Origin of the sequence: Actinomadura meridiana (assembly GCF_039537545.1) — a bacterium.
GTDB lineage: Bacteria > Actinomycetota > Actinomycetes > Streptosporangiales > Streptosporangiaceae > Spirillospora > Spirillospora meridiana.
Genome location: NZ_BAABAS010000021.1, coordinates 356087 through 381688, shown reverse-complemented (window position 1 = coordinate 381688; position 25602 = coordinate 356087). Strand labels below are relative to the sequence as shown.

The 25602-nt window shown below is 67.2% G+C and carries 20 protein-coding genes and 1 pseudogene; 16 read left to right on the top strand and 5 right to left on the bottom strand.

Annotation, left to right across the window (positions count from 1 at the left end):
• The 5 genes from ABD808_RS31485 to ABD808_RS31465 all read left to right on the top strand — a co-directional run.
• The coding region (locus ABD808_RS31485) for a recombinase family protein (RefSeq protein WP_344904552.1) at positions 1 to 511 on the top strand (511 nt) is incomplete at its 5' end.
• Positions 478 to 855, top strand: coding sequence for a DUF4194 domain-containing protein (locus ABD808_RS31480; RefSeq protein WP_344904549.1), 378 nt, complete (start codon positions 478 to 480; stop codon positions 853 to 855). The genes ABD808_RS31485 and ABD808_RS31480, both read left to right, overlap by 34 nt.
• Positions 852 to 2498, top strand: a complete 1647-nt coding sequence (locus ABD808_RS31475; protein ID WP_344904546.1) for an ATP-binding protein — start codon at positions 852 to 854, stop codon at positions 2496 to 2498. Before ABD808_RS31480 ends, ABD808_RS31475 begins: the two co-directional genes overlap by 4 nt.
• Positions 2467 to 4293, top strand: coding sequence for an SbcC/MukB-like Walker B domain-containing protein (locus ABD808_RS31470; protein WP_344904543.1), 1827 nt, complete (start codon positions 2467 to 2469; stop codon positions 4291 to 4293). The genes ABD808_RS31475 and ABD808_RS31470 overlap by 32 nt, the downstream gene beginning before the upstream one ends.
• A gap of 20 nt (positions 4294 to 4313) precedes the next feature.
• Positions 4314 to 5495 carry a Wadjet anti-phage system protein JetD domain-containing protein gene (locus ABD808_RS31465; protein WP_344904540.1) on the top strand — a complete coding sequence of 394 codons (1182 nt, stop codon included), beginning with the start codon at positions 4314 to 4316 and terminating at the stop codon, positions 5493 to 5495.
• 568 nt (positions 5496 to 6063) lie between these two features.
• Here ABD808_RS31465 and ABD808_RS31460 read toward each other — a convergent pair.
• Positions 6064 to 6537: a hypothetical protein gene (locus tag ABD808_RS31460; protein ID WP_344904536.1), complete on the bottom strand. Its 474-nt coding sequence runs from the start codon at positions 6535 to 6537 to the stop codon at positions 6064 to 6066.
• A gap of 277 nt (positions 6538 to 6814) precedes the next feature.
• Between ABD808_RS31460 and ABD808_RS31455 the strand changes: the two genes are divergently transcribed.
• Positions 6815 to 8431, top strand: coding sequence for a hypothetical protein (locus ABD808_RS31455; protein ID WP_344904533.1), 1617 nt, complete (start codon positions 6815 to 6817; stop codon positions 8429 to 8431).
• Here ABD808_RS31455 and ABD808_RS31450 read toward each other — a convergent pair.
• The 3 genes from ABD808_RS31450 to ABD808_RS31440 all read right to left on the bottom strand — a co-directional run bounded on the left by ABD808_RS31450 (position 8428) and on the right by ABD808_RS31440 (position 13482).
• Positions 8428 to 10389, bottom strand: a complete 1962-nt coding sequence (locus ABD808_RS31450) for an NB-ARC domain-containing protein (RefSeq protein WP_344904530.1) — start codon at positions 10387 to 10389, stop codon at positions 8428 to 8430. The two genes, ABD808_RS31455 and ABD808_RS31450, sit on opposite strands and share 4 nt — an antisense overlap.
• Before the next feature lie 336 nt (positions 10390 to 10725).
• A complete protein-coding gene (locus ABD808_RS31445) occupies positions 10726 to 11166 on the bottom strand; it encodes a hypothetical protein (RefSeq protein ID WP_344904527.1) in 441 nt (146 codons plus the stop codon).
• 9 nt (positions 11167 to 11175) lie between these two features.
• Positions 11176 to 13482 carry a tetratricopeptide repeat protein gene (locus ABD808_RS31440; RefSeq protein ID WP_344904523.1) on the bottom strand — a complete coding sequence of 769 codons (2307 nt, stop codon included), beginning with the start codon at positions 13480 to 13482 and terminating at the stop codon, positions 11176 to 11178.
• 273 nt (positions 13483 to 13755) lie between these two features.
• On the opposite strand from ABD808_RS31440, the gene ABD808_RS31435 reads away from it, so the two are divergent.
• The 9 genes from ABD808_RS31435 (at position 13756) to ABD808_RS31395 (ending at position 22752) form a co-directional block, all read left to right on the top strand.
• Positions 13756 to 14976 (top strand): glycosyltransferase, encoded by a 1221-nt coding sequence (locus ABD808_RS31435; protein WP_344904520.1) that lies wholly within the window; start codon positions 13756 to 13758, stop codon positions 14974 to 14976.
• A gap of 137 nt (positions 14977 to 15113) precedes the next feature.
• A protein-coding gene (locus ABD808_RS31430; protein WP_344904517.1) for an IS5 family transposase occupies positions 15114 to 16027 on the top strand; the annotation gives its coding sequence in 2 pieces (ribosomal slippage) (positions 15114 to 15489 and positions 15489 to 16027; 915 coding nt in all).
• Between the two features lie 29 nt (positions 16028 to 16056).
• Entirely contained in the window at positions 16057 to 17355 is a 1299-nt protein-coding gene (locus tag ABD808_RS31425; RefSeq protein ID WP_344904516.1) for an MFS transporter, read from the top strand.
• Between the two features lie 18 nt (positions 17356 to 17373).
• Positions 17374 to 17973, top strand: coding sequence for a LysE family translocator (locus tag ABD808_RS31420; protein ID WP_344904514.1), 600 nt, complete (start codon positions 17374 to 17376; stop codon positions 17971 to 17973).
• 105 nt (positions 17974 to 18078) lie between these two features.
• Positions 18079 to 19863: a family 20 glycosylhydrolase gene (locus ABD808_RS31415; protein ID WP_344904512.1), complete on the top strand. Its 1785-nt coding sequence runs from the start codon at positions 18079 to 18081 to the stop codon at positions 19861 to 19863.
• Between the two features lie 297 nt (positions 19864 to 20160).
• The gene (locus tag ABD808_RS31410; protein ID WP_344904510.1) at positions 20161 to 20934 is read left to right on the top strand and encodes a hypothetical protein; all 774 of its coding nucleotides are present in this window, start codon (positions 20161 to 20163) and stop codon (positions 20932 to 20934) included.
• 354 nt (positions 20935 to 21288) lie between these two features.
• Positions 21289 to 21480 carry a MerR family transcriptional regulator gene (locus tag ABD808_RS31405; protein ID WP_344904508.1) on the top strand — a complete coding sequence of 64 codons (192 nt, stop codon included), beginning with the start codon at positions 21289 to 21291 and terminating at the stop codon, positions 21478 to 21480.
• 206 nt (positions 21481 to 21686) lie between these two features.
• Positions 21687 to 22208, top strand: coding sequence for a hypothetical protein (locus ABD808_RS31400; RefSeq protein WP_344904506.1), 522 nt, complete (start codon positions 21687 to 21689; stop codon positions 22206 to 22208).
• Between the two features lie 61 nt (positions 22209 to 22269).
• Positions 22270 to 22752: an MSMEG_6728 family protein gene (locus tag ABD808_RS31395; RefSeq protein ID WP_344904503.1), complete on the top strand. Its 483-nt coding sequence runs from the start codon at positions 22270 to 22272 to the stop codon at positions 22750 to 22752.
• Between the two features lie 27 nt (positions 22753 to 22779).
• On the opposite strand, the pseudogene ABD808_RS31390 reads toward ABD808_RS31395, so the two are convergent.
• Positions 22780 to 22947: pseudogene (locus tag ABD808_RS31390) on the bottom strand (DUF6098 family protein); the annotation flags it as partial.
• 97 nt (positions 22948 to 23044) lie between these two features.
• Here ABD808_RS31390 and ABD808_RS31385 point away from each other — a divergent pair.
• The gene (locus tag ABD808_RS31385) at positions 23045 to 25141 is read left to right on the top strand and encodes a DUF1990 family protein (protein ID WP_344904500.1); all 2097 of its coding nucleotides are present in this window, start codon (positions 23045 to 23047) and stop codon (positions 25139 to 25141) included.
• The last annotated feature ends 461 nt before the right edge of the window (positions 25142 to 25602 follow it).

Below are 25602 nucleotides of genomic sequence, written 5' to 3'. Positions count from 1 at the left end.
GTGCCAACGACCTTCCTTTCCGGTTCCCCCAACCCTAGTTGGGGACCTGTCCGGAAGGTCCGAGGCACCTCAGATCGAGGGACGTTTCCTGGGCGGTCGGCCGCCTTATGGGTACCGGCTGGCTGATGCGGGCCCGCATCCCAACCCGGTGATGGCGGCTTTGGGGGCGCGGAGCCATCGGCTGGAGCTCGACCTGGAGGCGGCGCCGATCGTGGAGCAGATCTTCGCCCTGCGTCTTGCGGGATACGGCGCGCGGCGCATTGCCCGGGTGTTGGACGCCGACGGCGTTCCGTGCCCCTCGGCGCATGATCCTGCCCGTAACCGGCATCGGAACGGAGCGGGCTGGACGGTGGGCACGGTGCTGGCCATGGTGAGGAATCCGCGCTACACCGGGTTCGAGGTGTGGAACAAGCAGTCCAAGGCCGAGGTGCTCATCGACCCCCACAACGTTGGACTGGGTACGCGCACGGTGATGCGGTGGAATCCGCACGAGGCGCGTCCCTGCTGCTGATACACCTTCGCAAGGAGCACACGTACACGGACGCTGCCGACGACCCTGTCGTGATCACCCGGGCTCAGGTGGCCGAGTTCCTGCGCCCGTTCCGGGAGGAGGGCGACGGCGACGAGGCCAAGTTCGAGGGTCGCGTGGACGCCGCCATCCGTGCTGTGGCCGAACTGAAGCTGCTGACGCCGGACCCGGACGCCGATTACCTGTTCACCGTTTCGCCCGCCGTCGTGCCCCTGATCGGTGCCGACGAGATGATGCGCTTCGAGCAATACTTCATCCGGGCTGCCGAAGCCGCTGGCGCGACTGATGAGCCCGCGGGCGCGGAGTTTGGCGAGGACCTCGCGTGACCACGTCCGAGGCGACCGCGGGACCGGTCGAGCGGAACGCCCTGCCCTTGGTCGTGGCCGACGGGCAAGGCCCCGCGCAGTTCCGCATAAGCCAGGTGCAGGTCCTCAACTGGGGTGCGTACTCAGGTCTGCAGGCCATGACCGTGGCGCGCTCGGGCACCGCGATCGTCGGCCCATCCGGGCGCGGCAAATCCACCCTGCTGGACGCGATGGCCTCGGTGATCTTGCCCAATCCACAGGAATTCAATCAGGCTGCCCGCGACGACCGTGGCAAGAAGCGTGAACGGACCGTCTATTCGTACGCGCGCGGTCACACTGATCAAAGGCAGGACGAGAACCGGCGCTCTGCGACGACGAACTACCTGCGACCACCCGGCGGGCCCAGCTTTCCCAGCGGTGCCGCGATTACCTGGGAGACCCGCGACGGGCGCCGCGCCACCGCATTCCGCCTGGCATGGGTCGGCCCGGACGCTGATGGACACGAAACGATCAACGCCGCCACCGTGTACGGATTCGTCAACGACCGTTTCGACTTGGCGCAGCTCAACGGCATCACCGCCGTCCGCCAGGGCGCCTCCCCGTTGTCCAAGACGTCCCTGGAACGTCTTATCGTCCCAGGCCGGGGCGACGTGGTGGACTCCTCGCAGGCACGTGTGCACGCGAAGATGCGCACCGTCATGGGCATGGGCTCCACCGACGAGTCACAGCGCTTGGCCATGCGGTTGCTGCGGCGCGCCCAGGCATCCAAAGGAATCTTCTCCATCAACGCCCTGTTCAAGGACTTCGTGCTCACCCAGCCGCTCGCGCTGACCCGGTGGGATGTCGCGCTCGAGGCGTACCGGGAGGCTTCACGGCTGTACGAGGAGTTCGAGGCGGCACGCCGCCGCACCGAGACGCTCGCGCCCCTTCCCGAAATCGCTGAGAGGTACCGCGCGGTCGGCGCCGACTATGTGGTCAAGAACAGGCTGCTGACCGGTGACGGCCCAACTCGGATTCATGTGTGGCACGCGGAAAAGGTCGCCGAGTGGGCTGAGATCGCCGTTGACGACAACCGTCTCGCCAAAGCGGAGGGCGACGAACAGCACGCGGCCGCGGCCAAAAGGGCCGACGCCGCCGACCGGCGCGAGAAAGACACGATCGACCAGCTCACCGCAGCCGGCGGCGACCGTTCCAGGCTCATCCAGCTACAGATCGAGCGTGCGAAGGAAAAACTGGAGCAGGTGGATGCTGAACGGCGGCGATTCGAGAGCGGCCTCTCCGTGTTCGGATTGTCTCTGCCCATCTCATCAGGCGACGTTACGCTCACGCACGCCAGCCTCGATGACCTTGTCGCACAGGAAGCGAAGGCGCTGAAAGAAGCCTCCGAGACTGCCACCAAGGCCGCTGGCCGGCTCTGGCAGCTCCGCAGCGACGCCGAGGCGAAGAAGCGCGAGATCGCCGGGTTGCGGGCACGACGCAGCCTCATCCCCGAGGACGCCGATGCACGCCGCAATCGGATCGCGTCCGACCTTGGCATCGAGAACGAACGGCTCCGGTACGCCGGCGAGCTGCTACAGCTAAAACCCGAGCACCGCCGGTGGGAGAAGGCCGCCCGTCGGCCTGCTGCTGCCGTTGTCGAGCACGCTCCTGGTCGACAGCCATGAGTTCGCACGTGTGCGGCGGTACGTGCACGACCACGACATGCGAGGTTCGGTCACCATCGCCCCCGCTGTCTCCGACGCACCGAGACCCGTCCGGATGGACGGTGGGGTCCCGGCACTGCTCGACATCGCCGACCATCCATTCCAAGGGTGGCTCCTAGCCGAGCTGAACGAGACCGCGAACTACTTCTGTGTGGAGACCGAGGCAGAGCTGGATGACCAGCGCCCTGCATGGGCTCGAGGCGCGATCACCCCGGCGGGTATGCGCACCAGCGTCCGCGACCGGTTCACGAAGGACGATCGGCGCCTGCGCTACCCGTGGGTCGGGTGGGACACCCGCCGGCTGCTGCAGGAGCTGGACGACGAGCTCGAGTCGATCCAACGCGAGCTTCAGGTCGCCGAGGCGTCGGCGAATGATGCCGACCTGCTACGCGAGTCAGCTCGCGCCCGACTGGATGAGCTGCGAGCGCTCCGCAATGATCTTGCTTGGGACCGGATCGACACGTCAGCCACGAAGGATCGGATGGGTGAGCTCGAAACTCAGCTCGCGCAGGCGAACTCGCCTAAGGTCGCGCACCTGACGGAGCTGCTGCAGAAGCAGCGCGAGGAGGCTGTCGAGGCCCGCGGTCAGGTGAAACGGCTTGAGGGGGAACAGAAGAGACTTGACAGGGAATGGGGCGAACTCACCACGGCCGTTGACGATGCGAAGGACCGTATCGACGCAGCGCCGCCGCTGACCGACGATGAGCGTGCGGCGCTCGCCGCCACCCCGTTCGCCGCGCCGGCCGACACCACCGAAATCGCGGCAAGCCTGACGACCGCGATCACCGACTTGCGTCGGCAGATCGAACGGCACAAAGACGACAGGGAGAAACTCGAGACTGCCGTCGTGGGCCACATCGCCGCCTACCGGAACCTGGACGAACGAACCGCGCGGGAGACGGACGGCACGATCGATTCCCTGCCCGCGTTGCTGGCGATCCACGAGCAACTTGTGACCGACGACCTGCCCCGCGCGAAGCATGCGTGGCTGGCGAAGGTCGACGAGGACATGAACCAGCAACTGCGCGGGGTGCTCGTCCAGATCGACGACGACGCGCGGAGCATCAGGCGAGGGCTGGACCCGATCAACGATGTGCTACGGCACGTACGGTTCCGGCAGGACGCCACGTTGAGCATCGAATCGGTCGAGCGGCCAAGCAGCGACCTGAAGGACTTCCGTCAGATCATCATCCGATACACCAGCAACACCGTTGGCATGGACACTAGGCGAGACGCTGACCAGGTGGAGAAGTCATTCGTCCGCCTGCGCAAGCAGCTGGCCAAACTCGACGATCAGTCGCGAGCCGGGGACGCGTGGCGGCGGCGAGTGTTCGACGCCCGCGAGCACGTCGAGTTCCAAGCCGTCGAGACCCGTCCTGACGGGGTCAAGATCATCCATGACGGTGTCTCTGGCATGAGTGGCGGCGAAGGACAGGAGTTGATCGCGTTTATCCTCGGCGCCGCCCTGCGGTTCCGCCTCGGCGACGGCCACGAAGGTCCGCCCAGCTATGCGTCAGTCATCCTCGACGAAGGGTTCGTCAAAGCCGACAGTGATTACACGGGCCGGTCCCTGTCCGCACTGAAGGCCCTCGGCTTCCAGCTGATCGTGGGCGCTCCCCGCGAGAAAGCGACCGCCTTCGAGGACTACGTGGAGTCCGTTGCGTACATCAATCTCGACGTGGACGACCGCACCCGCGTGCGCATCTACCCGATGACGATGACGGAAGCGCTACAACTAAAGGACGAACAGCATTGATGCGCGATCCCAATCGGGTCATGGATCAGGTACGCGTTCGGTATCGCAAGAACTGGCGCGACTGGCTACTGGACGGTGCCGACGCCCAGTTCTCTTTTCCCCTCGCCGCACCGTCTGCGCAGGCGATCGCCCGCGAGTCCGACGCTGTCGGCCGGTGGGTGCGCGACTGGCGGAACTGGTCAGAGAAGCACCCTGCCGCCTGTCTGCGCAGCGTCACGCGGCGCACCGCCGTTGGTGCCCAAAAGATATTCACCCACTTGGACCTTTCGACGGTCGACGACCTCGTCGTCCTCGACCAGGTACTCGCCGATCACTGGCGGCGAGCGAACGTCAGGTGGTCACGGATCCGCGCCTTGCCGGGCGGTGTGGTCGAGCAGCGGTTGCGCCCCTATTTGCAGCAGATCATGGACCTGGACGGTGCCGACTTCGAGATTCTGCTCGAGGCCGCCAAGTGGTTCACCGAGAACCCGCGTTCCGGACTGACGATCCGGCAGGTTCCCGTTCTGGGCATGCATACCAAGTGGCTTGCCCGAAACCGCCGGCTCGTCTTGGCCTGCCTCAACATCACCGAACAACCACACGCTGATAAACAAGGCGAGGAGCTGGAACAGGACGACCTAGACCCGCTCGGGCTGAAGGCGTTGCCGGTTCATGTCGATGTGATCCTGGCCGACCCCGCCGATCGCGCACTGGTGGGTGGCTTGCGGCATTTGAGCGCACCCTTGCCGGAAGTAGGCGCGCTGCCCGTCCACCCCGAGACGATCTTGATCGTCGAGAACAAGGAGTCCGCCTACCTGGTCCGCGACCGACCCCGAACCGTGATCGTCCACTCGCTTGGCAACCACCTCAACGTCCTGGACGAGATCAGTTGGCTGGACGATGCGCGCCATCTGTACTGGGGAGACCTCGACCGTGCCGGGTTCACCTTGCTGTCACGTGCTCGTGCCCGGCTGCCGCACCTCGTCTCCGTCCTTATGGACCCGGTCACCCTCGAACAACACAGAACTCTTGCCGTTGAGGACGCGACACGAACCGACCCGCCGGATCACAACCTCACTGACATCGAAGCCGCCGCCCTGGCCGCACTATCTGCGGAGCAGGGCACCTACTTGCGCCTGGAGCAGGAACGCCTTCCGTCGCCATTCGTCCACGACCAGCTAAACCGCGCCATGAACAATAACGGCCCCGTCCAAGCGCGGTAGTATCCGCGGAGCGAGGCAGATGCCGGCATTCTGACGCTGCGACTCATGCAGGGCGCCCGCCCTACCGAACGAACGCTCAACTCACATTCCGGATACCTAAGTTAGAACGTGCCGGGCTTACATGACCGCTATCGGCCTACGACCAGGGCCGACGAGAGTCCACAGATATAAGGGTATGCATGGCATCGAAAGAACATTACATCACCCAATCCTACCTCGGGGACACAGAGCGAGCCTTCAAAGAGGCGTGCGAGGATGTCAGGTCCGCCGCCAGGATCTATGGAGGCTTCCGGTCGACCAATCCAACCAGCCGAGGCACTGTCAAGGCCCGCAATAGTTGGAACCTCAACGTCATCCTATGGATTTCCTCGACCGTCGTATTAGAGGAGGCTCTGGAGACAGTGCTCGTCTTGGAGCATGCCACCGATCCCACAGCGGCTGTGCCGGACCGGCCAGCTGTCGACTTGTCGACCGTTGATCTCCCCACGGGGCGCCTGCGAGACAAGGCTCCAATACCCGCGCAGAAGGCACTCGACCAGGTTGAGCGGTCAGCGACCGCAAGGCCGACTTAAGAGCCCGTTACAGAACGAGTCAATGCTTCCTGCGCCGCATTCACGAACAGTAGTTTCGCTTTCTCAAGATCGTCGAGGGAGTGGCTTGGCTCCTGACGCAGAGACTCGACGAACACCTGCGCTGTGCGAACCACGTCCGGCGGTCCCGCCAGGAGTAGCGCCATGCTGGTGCGTTGCAGGGCAAGACGCACATCTTCGGTGCTCGATCCGGTCCGGCGCGTCACGATCGCGGTCTCTGCGGCTTCGAGAAATCTCAGGTAGGTCTGACGGCGCTCCTCCGCTGTCCGTATCGCGCGCTGTTCCTCCAGGGTCATCCGCATGGTTTCGATCATGGCGTCCGCCTGCCGATCCCCGGCGTGCCTGGCCGCCGCCGCCTGTCGGGTCCCGGCGACGCGCGCGTACCAACCGGTGATCATGCTGCCGCCGAACGCCGAACCCGCCGCTATCAGCGCGACTCCCCAATCAGCCATGTGCACATTGTTCAGCACGGCGCACCAGCCGGGGGGCGCCATCTGAGCGGTGACCCCAACGTGTACCATCTGCGCACATTCCCCCATTGATGCAGGGACTACCCTTGATCTGCGAAAACAGCCCGCATTGCGGGGCTTTCCTCACTACGATGGGAAGGTCGATAGCGACGAGCGACGAGCGACGAGCGACGAGCGACGAGCGACGAGCGACGAGCGACGAGCGACGAGCGACGAGCGACGAGCGACGAGCGACGAGCGAGGTCACATCAGATCAGTCTTGTTCGCCGCACGGTCAGCGATCGCGCTGAACCGGCTCCTTGACGTTCTGCCTGTGTTCGCTGGTGATGACCGTGTAGAGCGGCTGTTCACCTTGATCCCCGGCTCGGAGTTTCATGTCGAGGCACTGACCTCGATCGAACGGGCACACGCGCGGATGATCCCCTGGGATCGTGCACGCGAGCGGTCCTTCGATCTGATTGTGGCGTCAAGCCCCAAGGGCATGTTCAGGTTGTTGCGCGGTAGGCGTGTGTTGCTCCCCCACGGGGCTGCTTTCAGCAAGACGATCCCGGGCGAGGGATCGGAGGGGTCGGCGTCTGGTCTGGACCCGGTGTACCTGCTCCACAATGGCCGTGCCGTGGCCGCGTTCCACGGGCTGGCCCACCCTGACCAGGTGAGACACCTGAACTCCGTGGCCCCGCGGGCCGCCGAGCGGGCAGCGGTCGTCGGTGACCCCACCCTCGAACGCCTTCTTGCTTCGCGGACGCACCGCGACCGATATCGAAGTTCGCTGGGCACCGGTGCGCGGAGCCTGGTCGTCATGGCGTCCACGTGGGGGCCCGAGTCACTACTTCAGAGACGTCCGAGGTTGCCTGCCGACCTGGCGACGCGGCTCCCCCATGACGCCTACCAGTTGGCGCTGGTCCTCCATCCGAACGCGCGCAGCGAGATCGGCGGCTTCGATCTGGCCCAACGTCTCGCGCCCGCGCTGGACGCGGGCCTTGTCCTGGGCGAGCCGTACGAGGAGTGGGCCGCGCTCCTTATCGCCGCCGATGCCGTCATCACCGACCATGGGTCGACAGCCCTGTACGCCGCCGCGCTGGACCGTCCGATAATCGGTGTTTACGACGGAGGCGATGAGCTGATTCCCGGCAGCCCGATGGCCGAACTCCTGGACCGCGCCCCGCGACTGGAGGTCGAGGGCGATCTTCAGGCGGCGATCCGCGGGCACGTTCCCGGCAGCGGTCCTCGACTCGCCGAATCGGTGTTCGCCGAGCAAGGAAGGGCATTGGAACTGCTGCGGCAAGAACTCTACGAGTTGCTCGGACTCACGCCGCCGGCGATTCAGGTCACCGCCCGCGTGCTCCCTGCTCCCTCTCCCCCCGTTCGGGCCCCCGTAGCCTTCGCGGCACGCACATACATCAACGGTTTCCAGGTGCGGGTTGAACGTCGCCCCGCGCACGGTGACGCACCCGCGCACCACCTTGCCGCCGAATTCGGTGTGGCCGGCGAGCGGCTCATCCAAAGTGCCGGACTTCTTTATCGCCGAGCCGAACACTCCCCCGAGTCCGTCTACGGTTTGGCGTGGACGGTAGAGGCATGGCTCGCGGACGTGCTGGAGAACTTTCCGGGCTGCCGGACCGCAGCAGTCATCATGTCCCCTTCCCTCAGCCTGACGCGCCGCCGTGGTGGGCCGATCCTGACAGTCAGTATCGGCCCCTGCCGTGAAGATGGCCGCATAATGCGGACTGACCCCGCCGCGATCCTCAGCGCGGTCCATGCCTGGCTCAGTTCGCATCCCGACCCACCTGCCGCGATCACCTGCGAGATTGGGCCGTACTCCTTCCCGGTACGGATCTCTCCGGCCACCGCTGAGGAAGCCGCCCGCGTGCTTTAGGCGAAACCTCCGCTGCGGTCGCGCAGAGCGTCAGCCATCTGACGATGCTGTTCCGCCTGGGCGGGGTCTCCGGCCTCTTCGGCCGCTGCGGCGAGGGAGCGCAGAATTCGCGCCTGGTCATAGGTGGAATCCCGCTCACGCGCGCTTTCCAGAGCCGCCACGTAGAGCGCGTGCGCTTGGTCGGCCTCTCCGAGTCTGCGCATCACGCCGGCCAGCGCGACGCCCGTCCGCGCGGTCATACGCTCACGCTGCAATGCGCGGGCCTTGTCATGGGCCTGCCTGAGCAGGGCCGCGGCCCGGTCGTTCTCGCGCAGTTCGGCGAGGGCTTGGCCGAGCCGGTAGGTCAGGAGCATCACGCCATACTCGTTGGGAATGGCCTGGTGCATTTCGCGGGAGGTCTCGAAGTCGGCGGCGGCGGCTCTCCATTCTCCCCGCGCCCCGTGCAGCATGCCACGGAACTCCACGACCGAGGCTTTGATTTTGCTGTTTGGTTCCGACGTCCCCAGGGCCGCGGCCGCGTTCCGCGCCGCCTCCAACTCACGCCCTGCCTCATCGAACCTGCCCTGCTCCCAGTAGGGGCGGGCAAGCTGGCAGCGCATGCGCGCCACCGCGGCGACATCGCCCGTCCGCTGTGCCGCCGCCAGCCCGGTGGTGAACGCGTCGACGACATCCTCGTAATGCGGAAAGTCCAGGTAGTGCGTCCACAACGGCTCACACAAAGCCCACGCGGTTTCGTCGAGCCCGTACGCATAGGCCTCGCGCACGCATCCGTTCAGCACATGCCGTTCGGACTCCAACCACCGCAATGCCTGGCCTTTGCCGGCGAACTGCACGTCGGGGGCACCCGGGATCGGTGGCCGGGGTTCCGCCAGACGCATCCGCTTACCCGCGGCGAGCGTGTCGGCTCGCTGCGCCTGGCGTAGATACCACTCCACAATGCGCCGCCGCCCGTCGGTGGCCTCCTCCGACCCGCCATCACGGCGGGCACGGCGCCTGGCATGCGCGCGCAGCAAATCCGGCAGGCGCATCCGACCGGTCCGCAGATCGAGCAGACTCGCGTTCTCCAACTCCTCCAGCGCATCGTCCGCGGCATCCCTCCCCCGGCCCAGCAGCGCTGTAACGGCCTCATCGGTGAACGACGGCCCAGGAAAGTCCGCGAGCAGCCGGTACAGCAGAGCCGCATCAGCGCTCAAGTCCCTGTACGCCGCGTCCCACACCTTCTCGACCACCGGAAGCCCTTTCTCCTGCAGATCGGTGGCCAGTTCGGACAGCAGCCGCGGCAAAGAGCGCCGCCGGTGCTTGCGAAGCAGGTGGCCCGCCGCGTGCACCGCTCCGGGCAACCCCGAGCACAGGCGAACCAACTCGATGGAAGTGTCGGGTTCGGCGGCCAGACGCGGATCCTCAGTGATCCGTTGGAGTAGTTCCATCGCATCCGCGTCACCCAGCGGCTCCACTGCTACCTCGACCGCCGCCCCGGCCTCCAGATCGAACAACCGTGCCTGACTTGTCACGATCACCACGGCGCTTTCCGACGCCGGGAGAAGCGGGACCACTTCGGACCCGTACCGGGCGTTGTCGACAAGCACAACCAGGCGTCGGCCGTCCGTCTTCACCGAATACTGCCGCTGACGTTCCCTGAGCGACCCCTTCAGCCATTCCGGCGCGACATCCAGCGCGCGCAACAACTCACCCAGCACATCAGTGGCCGACACGGCCCCCTGAACCCGCAGATCATCGAGATCGACATACAGAACCGCCTCAATGTCCTGATGCCGCTCGCGCAGATTCCGAGCGATCCGAAACGCCAGCTCGGTCTTCCCCGCCCCCGCCAGCCCACTCAACACCACACACATCGGACGATGTCGCCCACGCCACTCGTCAATCGCACGCAACGCTCGCCTCTCCTCGTCCACCCGATCGACGAAATGCGCGACGCCCGGCCGAAGATCAAACGCCACAGCGGCAACTCCGATACCTCACACGAATGACGACGAACCAACCGTAGTACCCAAACGGCCAACAGCCCCTCAAACTCATGCCTTCACCGCTGGGCTGAACCCGACGCCGCACCAGTGCGACGCAGCTCCCGCCGTCGGACCGCAGCCACCAGGGGGAAGATGCGTAGGGTCGGCGTCCGGCGAACACTCCGGGCGTAACCTCGTTACTCGCCGAATCCTTACCAGGCAGAGGAGGCGATGCCTGACGGACCGCGTCGGTGCGCTAGGAGTGCCCCACCGCTGAGCTCGACCGAACATGTCCCGTCAGCCTCCCCCGTGCCCACGGCTGGCTGGCGGCTAGGACTCCGGGTTGGCCGCATCGCCGATGTGTAGGTCGCGGCCAGCCACGTAGGTGCCCGATTGGTGAAAGTCGTTGGCGGCTACGGCTCCGGAATCGGTGATCTGGAGTTGACGGATCTCGGCGTGGTTGACCTGTTCGAGGAGTTGTTCCAGGCGGGCGGCGAAGTCGGGGTCGGCCGCGAGAAGTTCGGCGAGTGCGTTCTGCAGGGCGGCCCGTCGGCCTTCGTTGTCGGGTTGGGCTTCGGCGCCGTCAAGAACGGCTTCTTCGTAGGGGGTACCGGTCACGCGGCTGCGGATCGTCCGGTAGAGCTCCACGATGTGCTGGGAGGCGCTGTCCGATGCGGCTTCGCCGAGGCGGGCCAGACTTCCGCCAGCGAGCTGGCTGAGGTAGGGGACGAGTGCGCCGACTGCGGCGGCGGCCAGGGTGACTGGTTCCATGTTGTTTCCTCAGGGTCGGTTGAGGCCGAGGCGGGTGAGGATGGCCTCGGCCGCAGCGGCGTGGTCGGCGGCCGGATCAATTTCGGCGAGACCGAGGAGTGCGAGCGCTTCGCCGTGCGGGTCGGCGGCCCGTCGCAGGAAGGTCAACGCGTTTTCGTACGAACGTGCCGCAGCCCGGTGGTCTCCTGTGCGGCGTTCAAGATCGGCGCGTTCCCTGAGTGCGTTTCCCTGGCCGAGGAGGCTGCCGACGACTTCGAAATGACCGATTGCTTCATTCAGCAATGCCGGGTCGCGCTGGAAATGCCCCTGCCACAGCAAGGTGGTGCCCAGGCCATCCTGTTCGGGAACGTCCATGCCAGCGAATATGCGCTTCGCTTCCTGTAGTTGCTCAGGATCCTGGCGCGCCACCCCCAAATGTACGAGTGCCCAGCCCCGGCCGTAGAGATCGCCGATCTCGACGAACAACTCCAGGGCTTGGCTGTTGTGTTCGATTGCCTCAGCGGTCCGGCCGTACTGGCGGAGAATCCGGCCCAGATGGTTGTGAGCCCATGCCTGGCCCTGCCGGTGCTCGATGCGCTCAAAGATGCGCAACGCCTCCTGATGGTGTTGCTCGGCATCCTCGTAGCGCCATTGCGCGCCGCGCACGGAGCACAGGTTGTTGTGCGACCAGCCTTCGGCTGCCTGGTCCCCCACGCTGCTTAGCAGGCTGATCGCACGAGTGAGGGTGATTTCCGCGCCGTCCAGGTCACGGCGCCAGAACTGGACGTGCCCCAGCGTTCGGAGCACCAGGCCCTCGCCATGGGGGTCGGCGACGGCGCGGAAGATCTCGGCGGCCTGGTCCAAGCAGTGCTCTGCCTCGTCGTACCGATGGCTCTCGCGATACAGCGTGCCCAGGTGCGACAGCACATCGGCGCGCGGCACCTCTTCGGCGGGGACGTTCCGCAGCAGGGCCAGCGCCGCGACGCTCTCCTCGATCGCCTCGGTCAGCCGCCGATACTGCCGCAACGGCCACGAACGCATGTGCCGTGCGACGGCCAGCGCGAAGGGATCAGTGAGCCTGGAAGCGGACTCCATCGCCAATTCCGCGCTCTCCAGCCAATCCGACCAATCGCCCCGGACTTCGAAATAGCCCGCCAGGTGCGAGACGAGACGCCATGGAACATCGTCACGTCCGGTCTCGGCGGCCTGACGCACGAGGGCCATCAGGGCACGGTGCTCGCTGTCGAGTCCCCGCAGCGCCGCCTCGTACGCGGCGTCGTCGGCCGTGCGTCGACCGTCGACACCGATATGGCTGCCCCAATGGGTGACGGTCTCAACGGCCCAGGCCAGGGCACGGTCTACAGCCGCTTCCCGTTCGTCGCCGGTGTCCTCGGCGGCGGCTCTTTCCTGCGCGAAGACCTTGACCAGGTCATGAAACCGGCAACGATCCTCGCCGACCGGTTCGATCAGGTGAGTGTTGAGCAGTTCAGCGAGTGTCTCCTCCCCTGCCGCGGTGCCGTCGACGGCCACCGCCAACGCGGTCCCAAAGTCGGGGACCGCGATCAGGCTCAGCAGCCGGAAGTGCCGCGCGGCCTGCGGGCTGAGTTCCTGATAGCTGACGGAGAAGCTGGACCTCAGGTCCAGGTTGTCGGTCTGGAGTAGATCCAGCCGTTCGGCGGCAAGACGGTCGGCGAACCTACTCAACGGCAGCCGTTTGTTCGCCGGTTTGGTGAGTTGGGCCCCGGCCATGTGCAGGGCCAACGGCAGCCCTCCGCACAATTGGACGATCCTGCGCGCCGCGTCCGGCTCGGCAGCGACACGATCCGCGCCGATCCGCGTCTCCAGCAAGGCGTGGGCCTCGTCATCGGGCATACTGCCCAGATCCATCTCCCGAATACCTTCCAGCTCGGAGAAGCTACGCCGGGACGTCATGAGGACCCCGCAGTCAGGGCGGTTAGGCAACAACTCCAGGACCTGACTGACCGACGTCACACTGTCGAGCAGAAGCAACGTCGGTTTCCGCAGCTCAGCGTGGAAGACCTCGATACGACCCGAGAGACTTTCAGGAATCCGGTTCTCGGGAAGACCAAGTTGAAGCAGCAGCCGGAACAGCGCTTCGAAGGCGTCCAGTTCCGGCAGGCCCGCCTGGCTCAGTTCCAAGAACAGCTGCCCACCGGGATAGCCCGCAGCGACATCTCGCGCCACACGAAGGGCCAGCGAGGTCTTCCCGCACCCCGGCCCGTTAAGAACATTCACCAACGGGAACGGGTTGTGCTGGTAGTCCAGCAATCTGCCCAGATTCTCGCGTTGCTCGGTCCGACCGATGAAGGTCGTCACCCCACGACGTAACCCGGCAGCCGGGCCTCTGGACCGCGGACCGTCGCCCTGGTGGTAATGGATACTCATCGTTCCGATGTGAGTATCACGGCCTGCCACGAACTGCCCATCCTGGTGAACGTCACGGCCCGCTGACGCACCGGAACCAGTCTCGTGTCCGCCACCTACCGGGTTCTCCATGGCACGAGTCTCCGTGATCGCCGTAGCCCTTGTCCACGCGATCCACTCCAGACGACCGTGCCCCACGAGCCCAGGGTGGGCGATACTGCCTACATGCCCGATTTCCCACTCAGCATCGCCCAGGTATCGGAGCATGCCAGCCCCCTCGCCGAGGACATCGGCAGCACCGACGCGGGGGGCCAGAACATCTACGTCCGTGAACTCTCCCTCGCCCTGGCCGCCCAGGGCCACCACGTCACGGTGTTCACCCGACGCACCTCCCCACATCAACCCGCACGTGTCCGCCTGGCCCCCCGGGTCCAGGTGATCCACATCCCTGCCGGACCTGCCCGGCAACTCCCCAAAGAGGACCTGGCGCCGCTGATGGGCGACTTCGGCGACCAACTCGCCCTGCACTGGCAAGAGGAACCACCCGACCTGGTCCACGCCCACTACTGGATGAGCGGCATCGCCGCCCTCGCCGGGACACGCCGCACCGCGATCCCCGTCGTCACAACCTTCCATGCCCTGGGACTGGAACGAATCGCCTACCACCCCACCCCGCACCAAACGATCAACGAGAGAGAGAGAGTCGGGTCCGAACGCGCCGTTGGACAAGTCGCCGATGCCATCATCGCTCTAACCCCCGAAGAGGTCGACTACCTCACCGGTCCGAACGGCATCCCACCGAGCAAGATCACGACAATCCCCGTGGGCGTGAACCTGGACCGCTTCACACCCCACGGCGACGCCTTCCCGCGTAACGACCGCCTTCGAGTGGTGACCGTCGGACGCATGGTCCCTCGAAAAGGTGTCGACACGGTCATCGGCGGCTTCGCACAGGTAGCCGAAACATTCAACGCCGAACTGCTCATCGCAGGCGGCCCAGCGCCAGACGCCCTATCCGCGGATCCCACCGTACGACGCCTGCGCGACCGCGCCCGAAGACTCGAAGTCGACAGCAGAACCGAATTCCTCGGACGCATCTCTCATAAACGCGTCCCCGAGCTGCTACGGTCCGCCGATATATTCGTCTGCGCACCGCACTACGAACCCTTCGGCACCGCCGCCCTCGAAGCCGCCGCCTGCGGAATCCCCGTCATAGCATCTGCGGTCGGCGGCCTCAAACACCATGTCCACGACGGACGAACGGGACTACTGATTCCGGCGGCCAACCCAGATGCCCTCGCGACCGCCCTAGTCTCCCTCCTCAGCAGCCCCCGGACACGTAGCAACATGGGAGCAGCCGGGGCCGCCAACGCCGATCGCTTCTCCTGGCCCGTCGTCACCGGTCAGATTCTGGGCCTATACCAATCCATGCTAAAACACCGATGAGGCGCTGCTCCTAGGTTTCAGGCCGGCCCATCGGTGACGTGTGCACTGCGATCAAGAGGGCGGTGTCGCCCTCCCTGAGCCTCCTTCTAGGGCGTGTCCGGTAGATCTTGATCTATCGGTTCGGTAGTTGTTGGTCGGTGACGCGGCGGTTCGAGCTGACTGATGCGGAGTGGGAGCGGCTTGCGCCGCTCCTGCCATCTTCTGGTGGTCGTGGTGGTCAGTGGGTCGACCACCGGCGAGTGGTGTCGGGCATCTTGTACCGGGTTCGGACGGGGGTGCCGTGGCGGGATCTGCCGGAACGGTTCGGGCCGTGGAAGACCTGCTACGAGCGACATCGCCGCTGGTCAGCGGACGGAACCTGGCGCCGGATCCTGGATGAGCTCCGGATCGGGGCCGACCTGGCCGAGGGCGATGATTGGACGGTCGGGGTCGACTCCACCGCGGTGCGTGCGCACCAGCACGCGGCCGGAGCCCGGCATCGCCGACCGCGTCGGCTCCGCAAAAGGGGGACCTGAGAAGGGACGAATCCGACGGCCGGGAGGCACTGGGCCGGTCCCGCGGTGGGCTCACCACCAAGATTCACCTGGCCGCCGACCGGCGCTGCCGGCCGATCGCCCGGCTGACCTCACCGGGCCAGCGATTCGACGGCACGATGTTGCTGAGAGTGCTCGGCCAGGTCCGCATCAAACGCTGCGGCATCGGCCGCGATCGAGTCCGGCCCGGCCGTGTGCTAGCCGACAAGGCCTACTCCAGCCGAGCCATCCGCGCCCATCTCCGCCGCCGGGGCATCAAGGCGGTCATCCCGGAGAAGACCGACCAGCAGAAATGGCGTAAGCGCCGTGGCGCGGCAGGCGGTCGCCCGGTCGCGTTCGACTCCCAGGCCTACAAGGACCGCAACGTCGTCGAACGCTGCATCAGCAAGCTCAAGCAGTTCCGGGCGGTCGCAACCCGCTACGACAAGAGGGCGTTCGTCTACGACGGCACCATCGACGTCGCCTCCATCAAGATCTGGCTCCGCGACCTCACCCAAGATCTACCGGACACGGCCTAATAGTCTCCGGCTACATCCTCGCCTACGCGGTGTTGCTGGTGACCGGGGCGCGACTCGGTGACATGCGCGGATACCGGCGAATGTTCATTGTCGGTCTGGTGGTCTTCACCGCGGCGTCGCTGTGGTGCGGGCTGGCCCCGAACGCCGGGACGCTCATCGCCGGGCGGCTCGTCCAAGGCGTCGGCGCGGCGCTCATGGTTCCGCAGGTGCTCACCGGGATCCAACTGAACTTCACCGGCCCCGCGCGTGGACGCGCCTTCGCCTACTACGCGCTCTCGCTCGCCGGAGGGGCGGTCGCCGGTCAGGTTCTCGGTGGCGTGCTGCTCTGGGCCGACCTGTTCGGCGCCGACTGGCGGCCGCTGTTCCTCATCAACGTGCCGATCGGCGCGATCCTGCTCGTCGCGGCGTTGCGGTATCTGCCCGTCGACCACATCGACGACCGCGGTCCCGCCAAGAAACTCGATCTGGGCGGGGTGGTCGCCATCCTCGCCGCGATCCTGCTGCTGGTCGTCCCGCTGGTGATGGGCCGCGAGCAGGGGTGGCCCGCGTGGGCGTTCGCGGCGCTCGCGGCCAGCGTCCCGGCGCTGGTGCTGTTCGTGGCGGTCGAACGGCGTGTGGCCGCGCGCGGCGGATATCCGCTCCTCAATCTGCAAATCATGACCTGGCCGCGGATCGCCTGGGGCCTGGTCGCGCAGATGGCGGTCCAGTCGTCCTACTTCGCCGTGCTGTTCACGCTCGCGCTGTACCTCCAGCAGGGACTCGGCCACAGCCCGCTCTACTCCGGGCTCGCCCTGCTGTCGTGGGTGATCGCGTTCGGCGTCGCAGGATTCGGCGTCCGGCGCGTGCCCAAACGGTGGAGCCCGCTGACCCCGGCGACCGGCTACCTGTTCCTCGCACTGGTGTACGTGCTGCTGAGCGTCGCCACGGGCCTGGGCGTCCACAACGGCGTCCTGCTGATGACGCTGCTGGGTCTCGGCGGTGCCGGACTGGGCACGGGGTTCAACTCGATGATCGCCCATCTGACGGCCTCGCTGCCGGGACGGTACGCGCCCGACTTCAGCGGCATCCACAGCACGGTTCTCCAGGTCGCGGGCACCCTGGGCGTCGCCGTGTGGGGCACGTTCTACCTGAGCGAAGCACCGGACGGCGGACGGGACCCCGCCACGCACGCCTTCTCGGTCGTCTGCGCGGCCCTCGCGGCCTCGGCGTTCGTCGCGGCGGTGGCGGCCTACCGCTCCACCCACGCGCGGGAGATCACGGAGGAGCCTCCCGCCGGTGAGCGGACGGCGCGACGTCAGACGGTGGCCCGGGCCGACAGGTCCGGTTAGCGGCGCGGTCCGGTGTGGGTGATCACGCTCGCCTTCCTGACCAGTTCCGCGCTCGTCATCATGGCGCCCGGGCCGGACCTCGCGTTCATCACCCGAACGGTGCTGCGGCGCGGACGGCGTCCCGCCATGGCGGCGGCGGCCGGAATGATCAACGCGGGCGCGCTCCAGGCGGCCATCGGTTTCGTCGGCGTCGCCGTGCTCATCCCACCGAACCTGCTGCGGTTACTGGGCGCGGCGACGCTCACCCTGTTCGGGGCGTTCTTCGTCCGGGCGGCGGTCAGACCGACCGCCGCCCCCGACGGCGACGTGCAGGGAGCGCCGGACCGGGCGCGGCGGGCGTACTTCCAAGGGTTGGCCTGCACCGGCCTGAACCCGAAGGTCGGCGTGTTCCTGATCGCCTACCTCCCGCAGTTCGTCCCTCCGGGCGCGCGGACGGGTCCGTCGACAGCCGTGCTCATGGCGGTGTATCTCGGCATGGGAATGGCGTGGCTCGCGATCTGGATCGGTGTCGTCCACCGGCTGGGCAAGCTCTTCCTCGCACCGCGCATGGTCCGCGCCTCGGACCTGTTCGTCGGGCTCGTCCTGATGACGTTCGGCCTAAGACTGGCCATCCTCTGAGACTCGGGGCACCACCCAACCGCCGGAGCCCCTTGACAGCGGGGCGGGAAGCCGTCTAACTGGCAACAAACCTTTCAATTTCCCGCCGCTGAAGGGTCCGCCCTGATGAACGTCGCCCGGCTTCCGCGTGCACGATCGCGCTCCAAGCAGTTCTTGGTCGTCCTGTCCTCGCTGACACTGTTCGTGGCGGGTGCGGGGCCGGGGGTGCGGGCGGGGGTGCACGCGGCGCCCGCCGTCCAGGTCGCGAGTATGCAGGACGTGGTTCCGGTGCCGGTCAAGGTCGAACCGGCCACGGGCGCCGACTACGCGGTCACAAGCGATACGGCGATCTATGTCCAGTCCGGTTCGTCCGGGGTGGGTGACTATCTCGCCGCGCTTCTGCGCCGGTCGACCGGCTACCCGCTGCCGGTCAAGGACGCGCCCGCTGCGCCCGCCGACGGCATTTCGTTGCTGCTCACCGGCGCCGACCCGACCGTGGGTGACCAGGGCTACCAGTTGGACGTCACGGCGTCCGCGGTGGTGATCCGGGCCAAGCAGCCCGCCGGTCTGTTCGCGGGTGTGCAGACGCTGCGGCAGCTTCTCCCGGCGGCGATCGAGAGCACCAGCACGCAGCCGGGTCCGTGGGTCGTCCCAGGCGGCCACATCGTCGACTATCCGCGGTTCGCCTATCGCGGCGCCCACCTCGATGTCGCCCGCCATTTCTTCACCGTCGACGAGGTCAAGCGGTACGTCGATGAGATCTCTCTCTACAAGGTCAACTATTTGCATCTGCATCTGACCGATGACCAGGGCTGGCGCATACAGATCAACAGTTGGCCCCGGCTGGCGACGTACGGCGGCGAACTCGAAGTCGGTGGCACCCCCGGCGGGTACTACACCCAGGACCAGTATCGCGACATCGTCGCCTACGCCGAAAGCCGCCACATCACCGTCGTCCCCGAGATCGACCTGCCCGGCCACACCAACGCGGCGCTGGCCTCCTACGCGGAACTCAACTGCAACAACACCGCGCCGCCCCGTCGAACCGACGTCGAGGTCGGCTACAGCTCGCTATGCATCAGCAAGGACGTCACCTACAAGTTCGTCGGCGACGTCATTCGCGAGGTCGCGGCGCTCACCCCCGGCCCCTACCTCCACATCGGCGGCGACGAGGCCAGTTCCACACCCCAGCAGGACTACATCACCTTCCTCAACCGGGTGCTGCCACTCGTCCAGCAGCAGGGAAAGACCGCGATGGGTTGGCACGACATCGTCGACGCCACCCCGCCCACCTCCGCCGTCCCGCAATATTGGGGGACGGCCACATCGCACGCGGGCGTTCAGGCGGCGGCGCGTCGAGGCAACAAGATCCTCATGTCACCGGCCAACAAGTCCTACCTCGACATGAAATACAACTCCAGCACGCGTCTCGGGCAGAACTGGGCGGGCTTCATCGAGGTGCAAACCGCCTACGAGTGGAATCCCGGAGCACACCTGACCGGCGTAAACGAATCGCAGGTGTCCGGGGTCGAGGCCCCGCTGTGGTCGGAGACCCTGCTGAACATCGACGACATAGAATTCATGGCCTTCCCCCGGCTGCCCGCCATCGCCGAACTCGGCTGGTCACCGCAATCCACCCACAACTGGAGCGCCTTCCGGCAACGCCTGGCCGCGCAGGGACCACGGTGGCAGATCATGGGTGTCGACTTCTACCGATCAAGCCAGGTGCCCTGGAAGACCGACAACACCCCCGGGTCATGCGCCGACTCCGCGTGGGAATCCTCAGTGGCCTACACCGGCGGCCAGAAAGTCTCCTACAACGACCACACCTGGACCGCCAGATGGTGGACCCAAGGCGACGTCCCCGGCGACAACTCCCAAGACGTCTGGACCGACGACGGCCCCTGCTGACAACCAAAGACCCGTCCATCCCCTCCGAGCAAAGGCAACCCCACAGAGCCCACCCTGGTATTGGACGGCGCCGGGCAGCCGCCGATCGTGCGTGGCCGTTGAGCCATCCGCACGGCGCTGTCGCGCGAATGGACGGTGATCAGTCGATTCGCATGGCAGGGAGAGCCCATGAAGCCCGTCTCACCAAGACCTACCGACTCCACGTCGGCCTCCAACCACGCCGACCTCCTCCTGGGGGAAAGAAGTACTGCCCCACCGCCTCGCCACCGACCAGTCGGGGGCTGGAGCCGACGGCTGTTGTCCGCCATAATCGCGGCAATCGTCGTCGCCGGTTCTTTCCTGGTCATCACCAGTGCCCCGGCGGCGGCGGATCAGCAGGGCTTGATAGACCAAGCCCGTTTCCGCGCCCAGCTCGCGCTACTGCGTGCCGATTGCAGGCAGTACCTGACCGGCCCGGACTTCCAGCCGCCGGATGACCGCGATCCCCAGCAGGTGGCGGTGCGCGCGGAGATCGTTCCGGGTCCGGTCCCCGCGGGCCAGCCCGCGGGCGCCGTCGCGTCCTCGCCGATTCGCGGTGGGGTCCGTGGCAAGATCACCGTGCACCCCGATTTCTTCGCGGCCGACCCGGGCCTGCCGATCTCCCCCGCCGCCGCGTTCGCCCCTTCGGCCGATCAGCAGCGCACCATCGCCGTCCTGCATGAGATCGGTCACCTGACCGGCCGGGAAGGCGACCACAACGGGGACCTGCCGCGGCAGTTCGACTACAACGCCACCATCCTGAACCTGTGCCTGCTCGGGCCGCCCCTGGAGATCACCGCGTTCAGCTGTGACGGGGACGGTTCGGATTACTACCGCCACTACTCCTGCTATCTCTCCTGGACAGGCGGCACCGACCCCGACCAGGTCCAGATCAGCTCGAACACCGGCATGGCCCGCCGAACCAACCACTACGACGAGAACTACGTCACCCTTGAGGGGACCTGCCGCGGCGTCAACAACCCCTACGTCTCGGCCACCGTCTTCGACTCCGGCGGACGCCGCGCCGACGCCTACCTGTACGCCTTCTGCTGACCAGGCACCGGGCCCGCCTCCACTCCAACCCGCCCGGAGGCGGGCCCCTCCCAGGTTCAACGGGCGACGCTCTACCAAGACCGGGCGGCCTTACTTGACCGCCTTCAACTACGGACGCGTCGCGGAACCGACCGCGCGCAATGGGATGTGTGGCGGCGCGTCGGAGAGGAGCGGTGAGCCCTCTGGTGGGGATACGAAGATCGCTGACTGGAAGTGGCCGCTCCGGCGTCTTCAAACTCGCTGTCGCAGGTCAGAGCCGAGGTAGGTGGTGCATGGTCTGTGCCCGAAGGGGGCTTCGGGTGGGGCGCCCGGCGGGGTTGACCTTGACGTGGCGGCAACGTTTGTAATGGGGGAATGCGGATCGGGGAGCTGGCCGCGCTGGTCAGGGTGTCGACCCGGGCCGTGCGGCATTACCACCATGTCGGGCTGCTGCCCGAGCCGGAGCGGCTGGCCGGGCTGCTGGACGAGGCGGAGCTCAGCGCCGACTCGGCGGTCTCGCCCGAGATGGCCGAGGCGTTGCGGGGGTTGCCGCCCGGACGCCGGTGAAGAGGCCGATCACCGTGGCGGGGTCGTCGGCGTAGAAGCGGATCGTCCGCGCCATGGCCCGTTCGCCCAGGGGCCGGACGACGACGATCGGCTCGTCCAGCTCGACGACCACGTTCGTCTGCGCCGCCACGGCCACCTGACACTGCCGAGGTGGCGCCCAGGGCACCTGCCCCGTTTACGCGGTTCGGTCGGGGTATCGGCGGTGGATGGACGACCGCTCACGAAGGCTTCTCGGCATCTACCTCAACGATCACCTCGCGGCGGCCGCAACTGGCGTCGCCCTGGCCCGCAGGCTCACGCGCGCTCATCGCGGCTCGGACGAGGTCGCGCGGCTGGCCGACGACATCGCCGCCGACCGTGGGGCCCTCCTGGACATCCTCATGTCGCTCGGGCTGCCGATTCGCCGATACAAGAGCCTGGCGATGGCGGCGGCCGAAAAGGCGGGACGCGCCAAGCTCAACGGCGCCCTGGTCCGCCACTCGCCGCTGAGCGACATGGTGGAACTGGAGGCCATGACCCTCGCGGTCGAGGGGAAACGCACCGGATGGCGCACCCTCCTCGCCATCGCCGACCAGGAACCCGAACTCGACATCAAGCGACTACGGCTGCTCCAGGCACGCGCGGACGACCAACTCGCCGTCCTGGAACGGCTCCGGGCCGACGCGGTCCGCGACACCTTCCGCGAACCGAGCGCCGCCGATCCCGCCGAAACGTCGCTGACACCGTAGGCGGCACGGCGGCGGCAGGCCGTCGAGGCCTCCGAACATCGGGACGATCGGGGGGCGGACCGTGCAGACCTTCCTTCCGCACGCCGACTTCGCCGCCACGGCCCGGGTCCTCGACCAGCGCAGGCTCGGCAAACAGCGCGTCGAGGCAATCCAGATACTCCGCGGCCTGACCGTCCCGGGCTACGGCTGGCGCAACCACCCGGCCGTGCGGATGTGGACCGGATACGAAGAGGCGCTGGTCCGCTACGGGCTGGAGATCTGCCGCCGGTGGTCCAGCCTCGGGCACCGCGACACCTGCGCCACCACGCTGACCACCGAGCTGGCCGAAGCCTCGGGCATCGAACGGCCACGCGACCAACAGCGGCTGGCGGACGCCGGTGAAGTGCCGCCCTGGCTCGGCGATCCGGCGCTGCACCGAAGCCACCGCTCCGCGCTCGTCCGGAAGGACCCCACGTTCTACCGGCCGCGCTTCCCCGACGTCCCCGACGACCTGCCATACGTCTGGCCCACATCAGACCGCGAACGCACGACAGACCCCTCCTGACCGGCATGGCCCCCGGATGGACGGCTGTCAGCCACCGGGACGGTCCAGCGGGCCCCATTCGACGTTCGTGTTCCGCTTCAGGAGTTCCTCGGCCTCGTCCAGGACCCGCTTGTCGATGAGGGCCACCAGGCGCGGCCGGGCGATAACGGGTTCGTTGTCCGGTCCGCGGCGGGCTCCGCGCCCGCGCGTGCACGGTTTGACCTGTTTTGGACGGGTATGGCTGGGCGGGTTCCGGCCGGACGGGCGTTGGGGACCTCACACGGCGAACACACGGCGAACATCGGGGGACGCTGTGCGGACACGATGGAAGCGGCGGGCGCGGGCGGCACGCTGGCCCGCGGGCATGGGCATCGCCGGGTGGCGATGGCTGCGGCGCTCCCGGCGGGTCTCGCGGCGCAGGCTCCGGGCGGGGGCGCTGCCGGAGGCCGGACAGTTCCCGCGACGCGACGGAGCCCGGATGCAAGGCGCGCGGCAGGGAGTCGGCCCCAGCTTCCAACGGCGCTACATCGTCCAGATCACCGGCAGCCCGCTGACCCCGGCACAGTTGATCACCCGGCTGGGCGACGATCTCAACGCCGCGTCGCCGGTGGAGATCGCCGTCTTCGACAAGACGTCGGGAGGCTCCCGGCGGCTGAAGGCCGACGACGAATACGTGGTCCACATGCCGGGGCCGTGGAACTGTCCCGTCCGGGTCGTGGAGCGGACACCGGTGTCGTTCCGGTTCGCCACCCTGCGCGGCCATATGGAGGCCGGTGAGATCGAGTTCCGGGTGGCGGAGGGCCGCGACGGCGGCCTGGTCTTCATGATCGAGTCCTGGGCGCGCAGCGGCGACCGGCTGGCGGAGCTCCTCTACGCGAAGGTCGGCATCGCGAAGGAAATGCAACTGCACATGTGGTCACATTTCTGCATGCGGGTCGCCGAACTCTCGGGCGGCCGCATGGCCGGGGAGGTAGAGGTCCAGACGGAACGAAGGGAAGTCCCCGAGACGGGGCGGCGGAGACGGCCGGTCGCTCGCGCCGTCGAAGCGGTGTTCACCCGGGGTTTCGCGCTGGCGGCGCGGCGGCTGCGGAACCGGCCGCTGCATCCGAACGGCCTTGTGGTCGATGCCGTCCTGCGCCTGCACGGCACGTCCCAACGCTGGGGAGTGCCATTGCTGGACGACCAGACGGAATTGCGCGGCAAAGCCCGGCTCTCCCGCGCGCTGGGGCTGCCGTCCGCGCTGCCGGACGTCCTGGGACTGGCGCTGCGATGGACGCGGCCGGAAGCGGAGACCGACGATCGGGAAACCGCCGAACTGCTGCTGGCCACGACCGGGCGCACCATTCTCGGCCGCCATCTGCTCCGTCCGACGAACCAATGGAGTCCCGCGTTCTACGGCTCCCTGCTGGCATACCGGGTCGGTGATCGCCGCGTCCTGCTGGGGGCGGTCGCCCGGGGAACGCGTCGCACACCGGCCGACCTCGCGACCCTCGCGCGGGCACTGCGCGAACGGCCACTGCTCTTCGATCTGGTCGTGGCGACCGAGTCCGGCCCGTGGGAACGGTTCGGCGACCTGCGGCTCACGGGACCACCCCACAGTGACGAGCGTGAACCAATGCGCTTCAATCCGACCCTGCATCCGATACCCGAACTGCACCCCGCAGGACTGTTCCAGCAGATTCGCGGCACCACCTACGCGGCCGTCCAGCGAGCCGCGTCCCCTCGCGCGGGCCGTGGCTCCGTCCGCCGGAGAAGCCGCGCCCCTCGCCGCATGCGACGGCGGTACGCCGACCTGCACCGCCTTTCCCTCAATTTCGACCCACGGCAGCACGACATGGAAAGGTCCGAGAAGGGCTGGCACGTCGACGACTACCGGCAGCAGTTGCCCCCGGAGCCGCCGGGTCCTCCCGTCTCGGGGGGAAGCTGGGAGGTCGCCCGCCGCCTCGTCAGGAACTACGAGTACGCCGACCCGGCCGTCATCAGGCGGATCTGTCGCTCGGGCCCGCCCGAGCCCGGCCGGGACATGCTGCTCGAAGCCCGGTTCTACGGCCTGCGCTTCCACCTCGGCCTCCGGGTCGGCGGCGTCGTCGACACGACCATCGAGAAGAACGGACGCCAGGCGAGAGTGTGGGGCTGGAACTACCAGACGCTGGAAGGACACCTCGAACGTGGCCAGATGAGCCAGGAGGTGCGCAAATGGCTCGACACGGGCGAGGTCGAGTTCCATATCCACGTCTTCTCGCAGGGCGCGTCCGCGTCCCACCCCGTCGTCCGTCTCGGCTTCCTGATCTTCGGCCGATACATGCAGCTGAAGTTCTACAAACGGGCATGCCGCCGCATGAGGACGCTGACAGTGTCCGCCCTGGCCGACCCCGATCACGCGCCGACGGACAGGGGACGTTGGCACTGATGAGCCATCGGCGATGGGCAGATGACGAACTGCCCGGACAGATGGATGGCGCAGACCGGACGTGCCGGGGTCAACGCAGTGAAAGGGACCCCGACAGCCGGACGCGCGCCCGGTGGCCAACGGGCCGCCAGCAGCAAGAAGGCAAGCAGAGAAGAGAACGCAGGTAGGGAGAATACGGAAGGAGGACCTCGGCACCATCGGGATCGCCCGTCGCAGGCTTCAGTGACGCCGCGCGGGTACCGCAGCCCCACAGATTGGACGGTGGTCTACGGTCACGCATCCGCGATCCCCGCGCCCCCGCCCCAGGCGGCTGGCGCGGACGACAACCGGCCCCAGAGCCGGATAGATGGTGTTGTACCTCATGGCCCCGGCGTCGCCCTTTGACGCCGGGGCCCCGTCATGCCCGACCCCCTACCGCGACGGCAAGCACAGACCGACAAACACGCAGACGGCAGTACGGA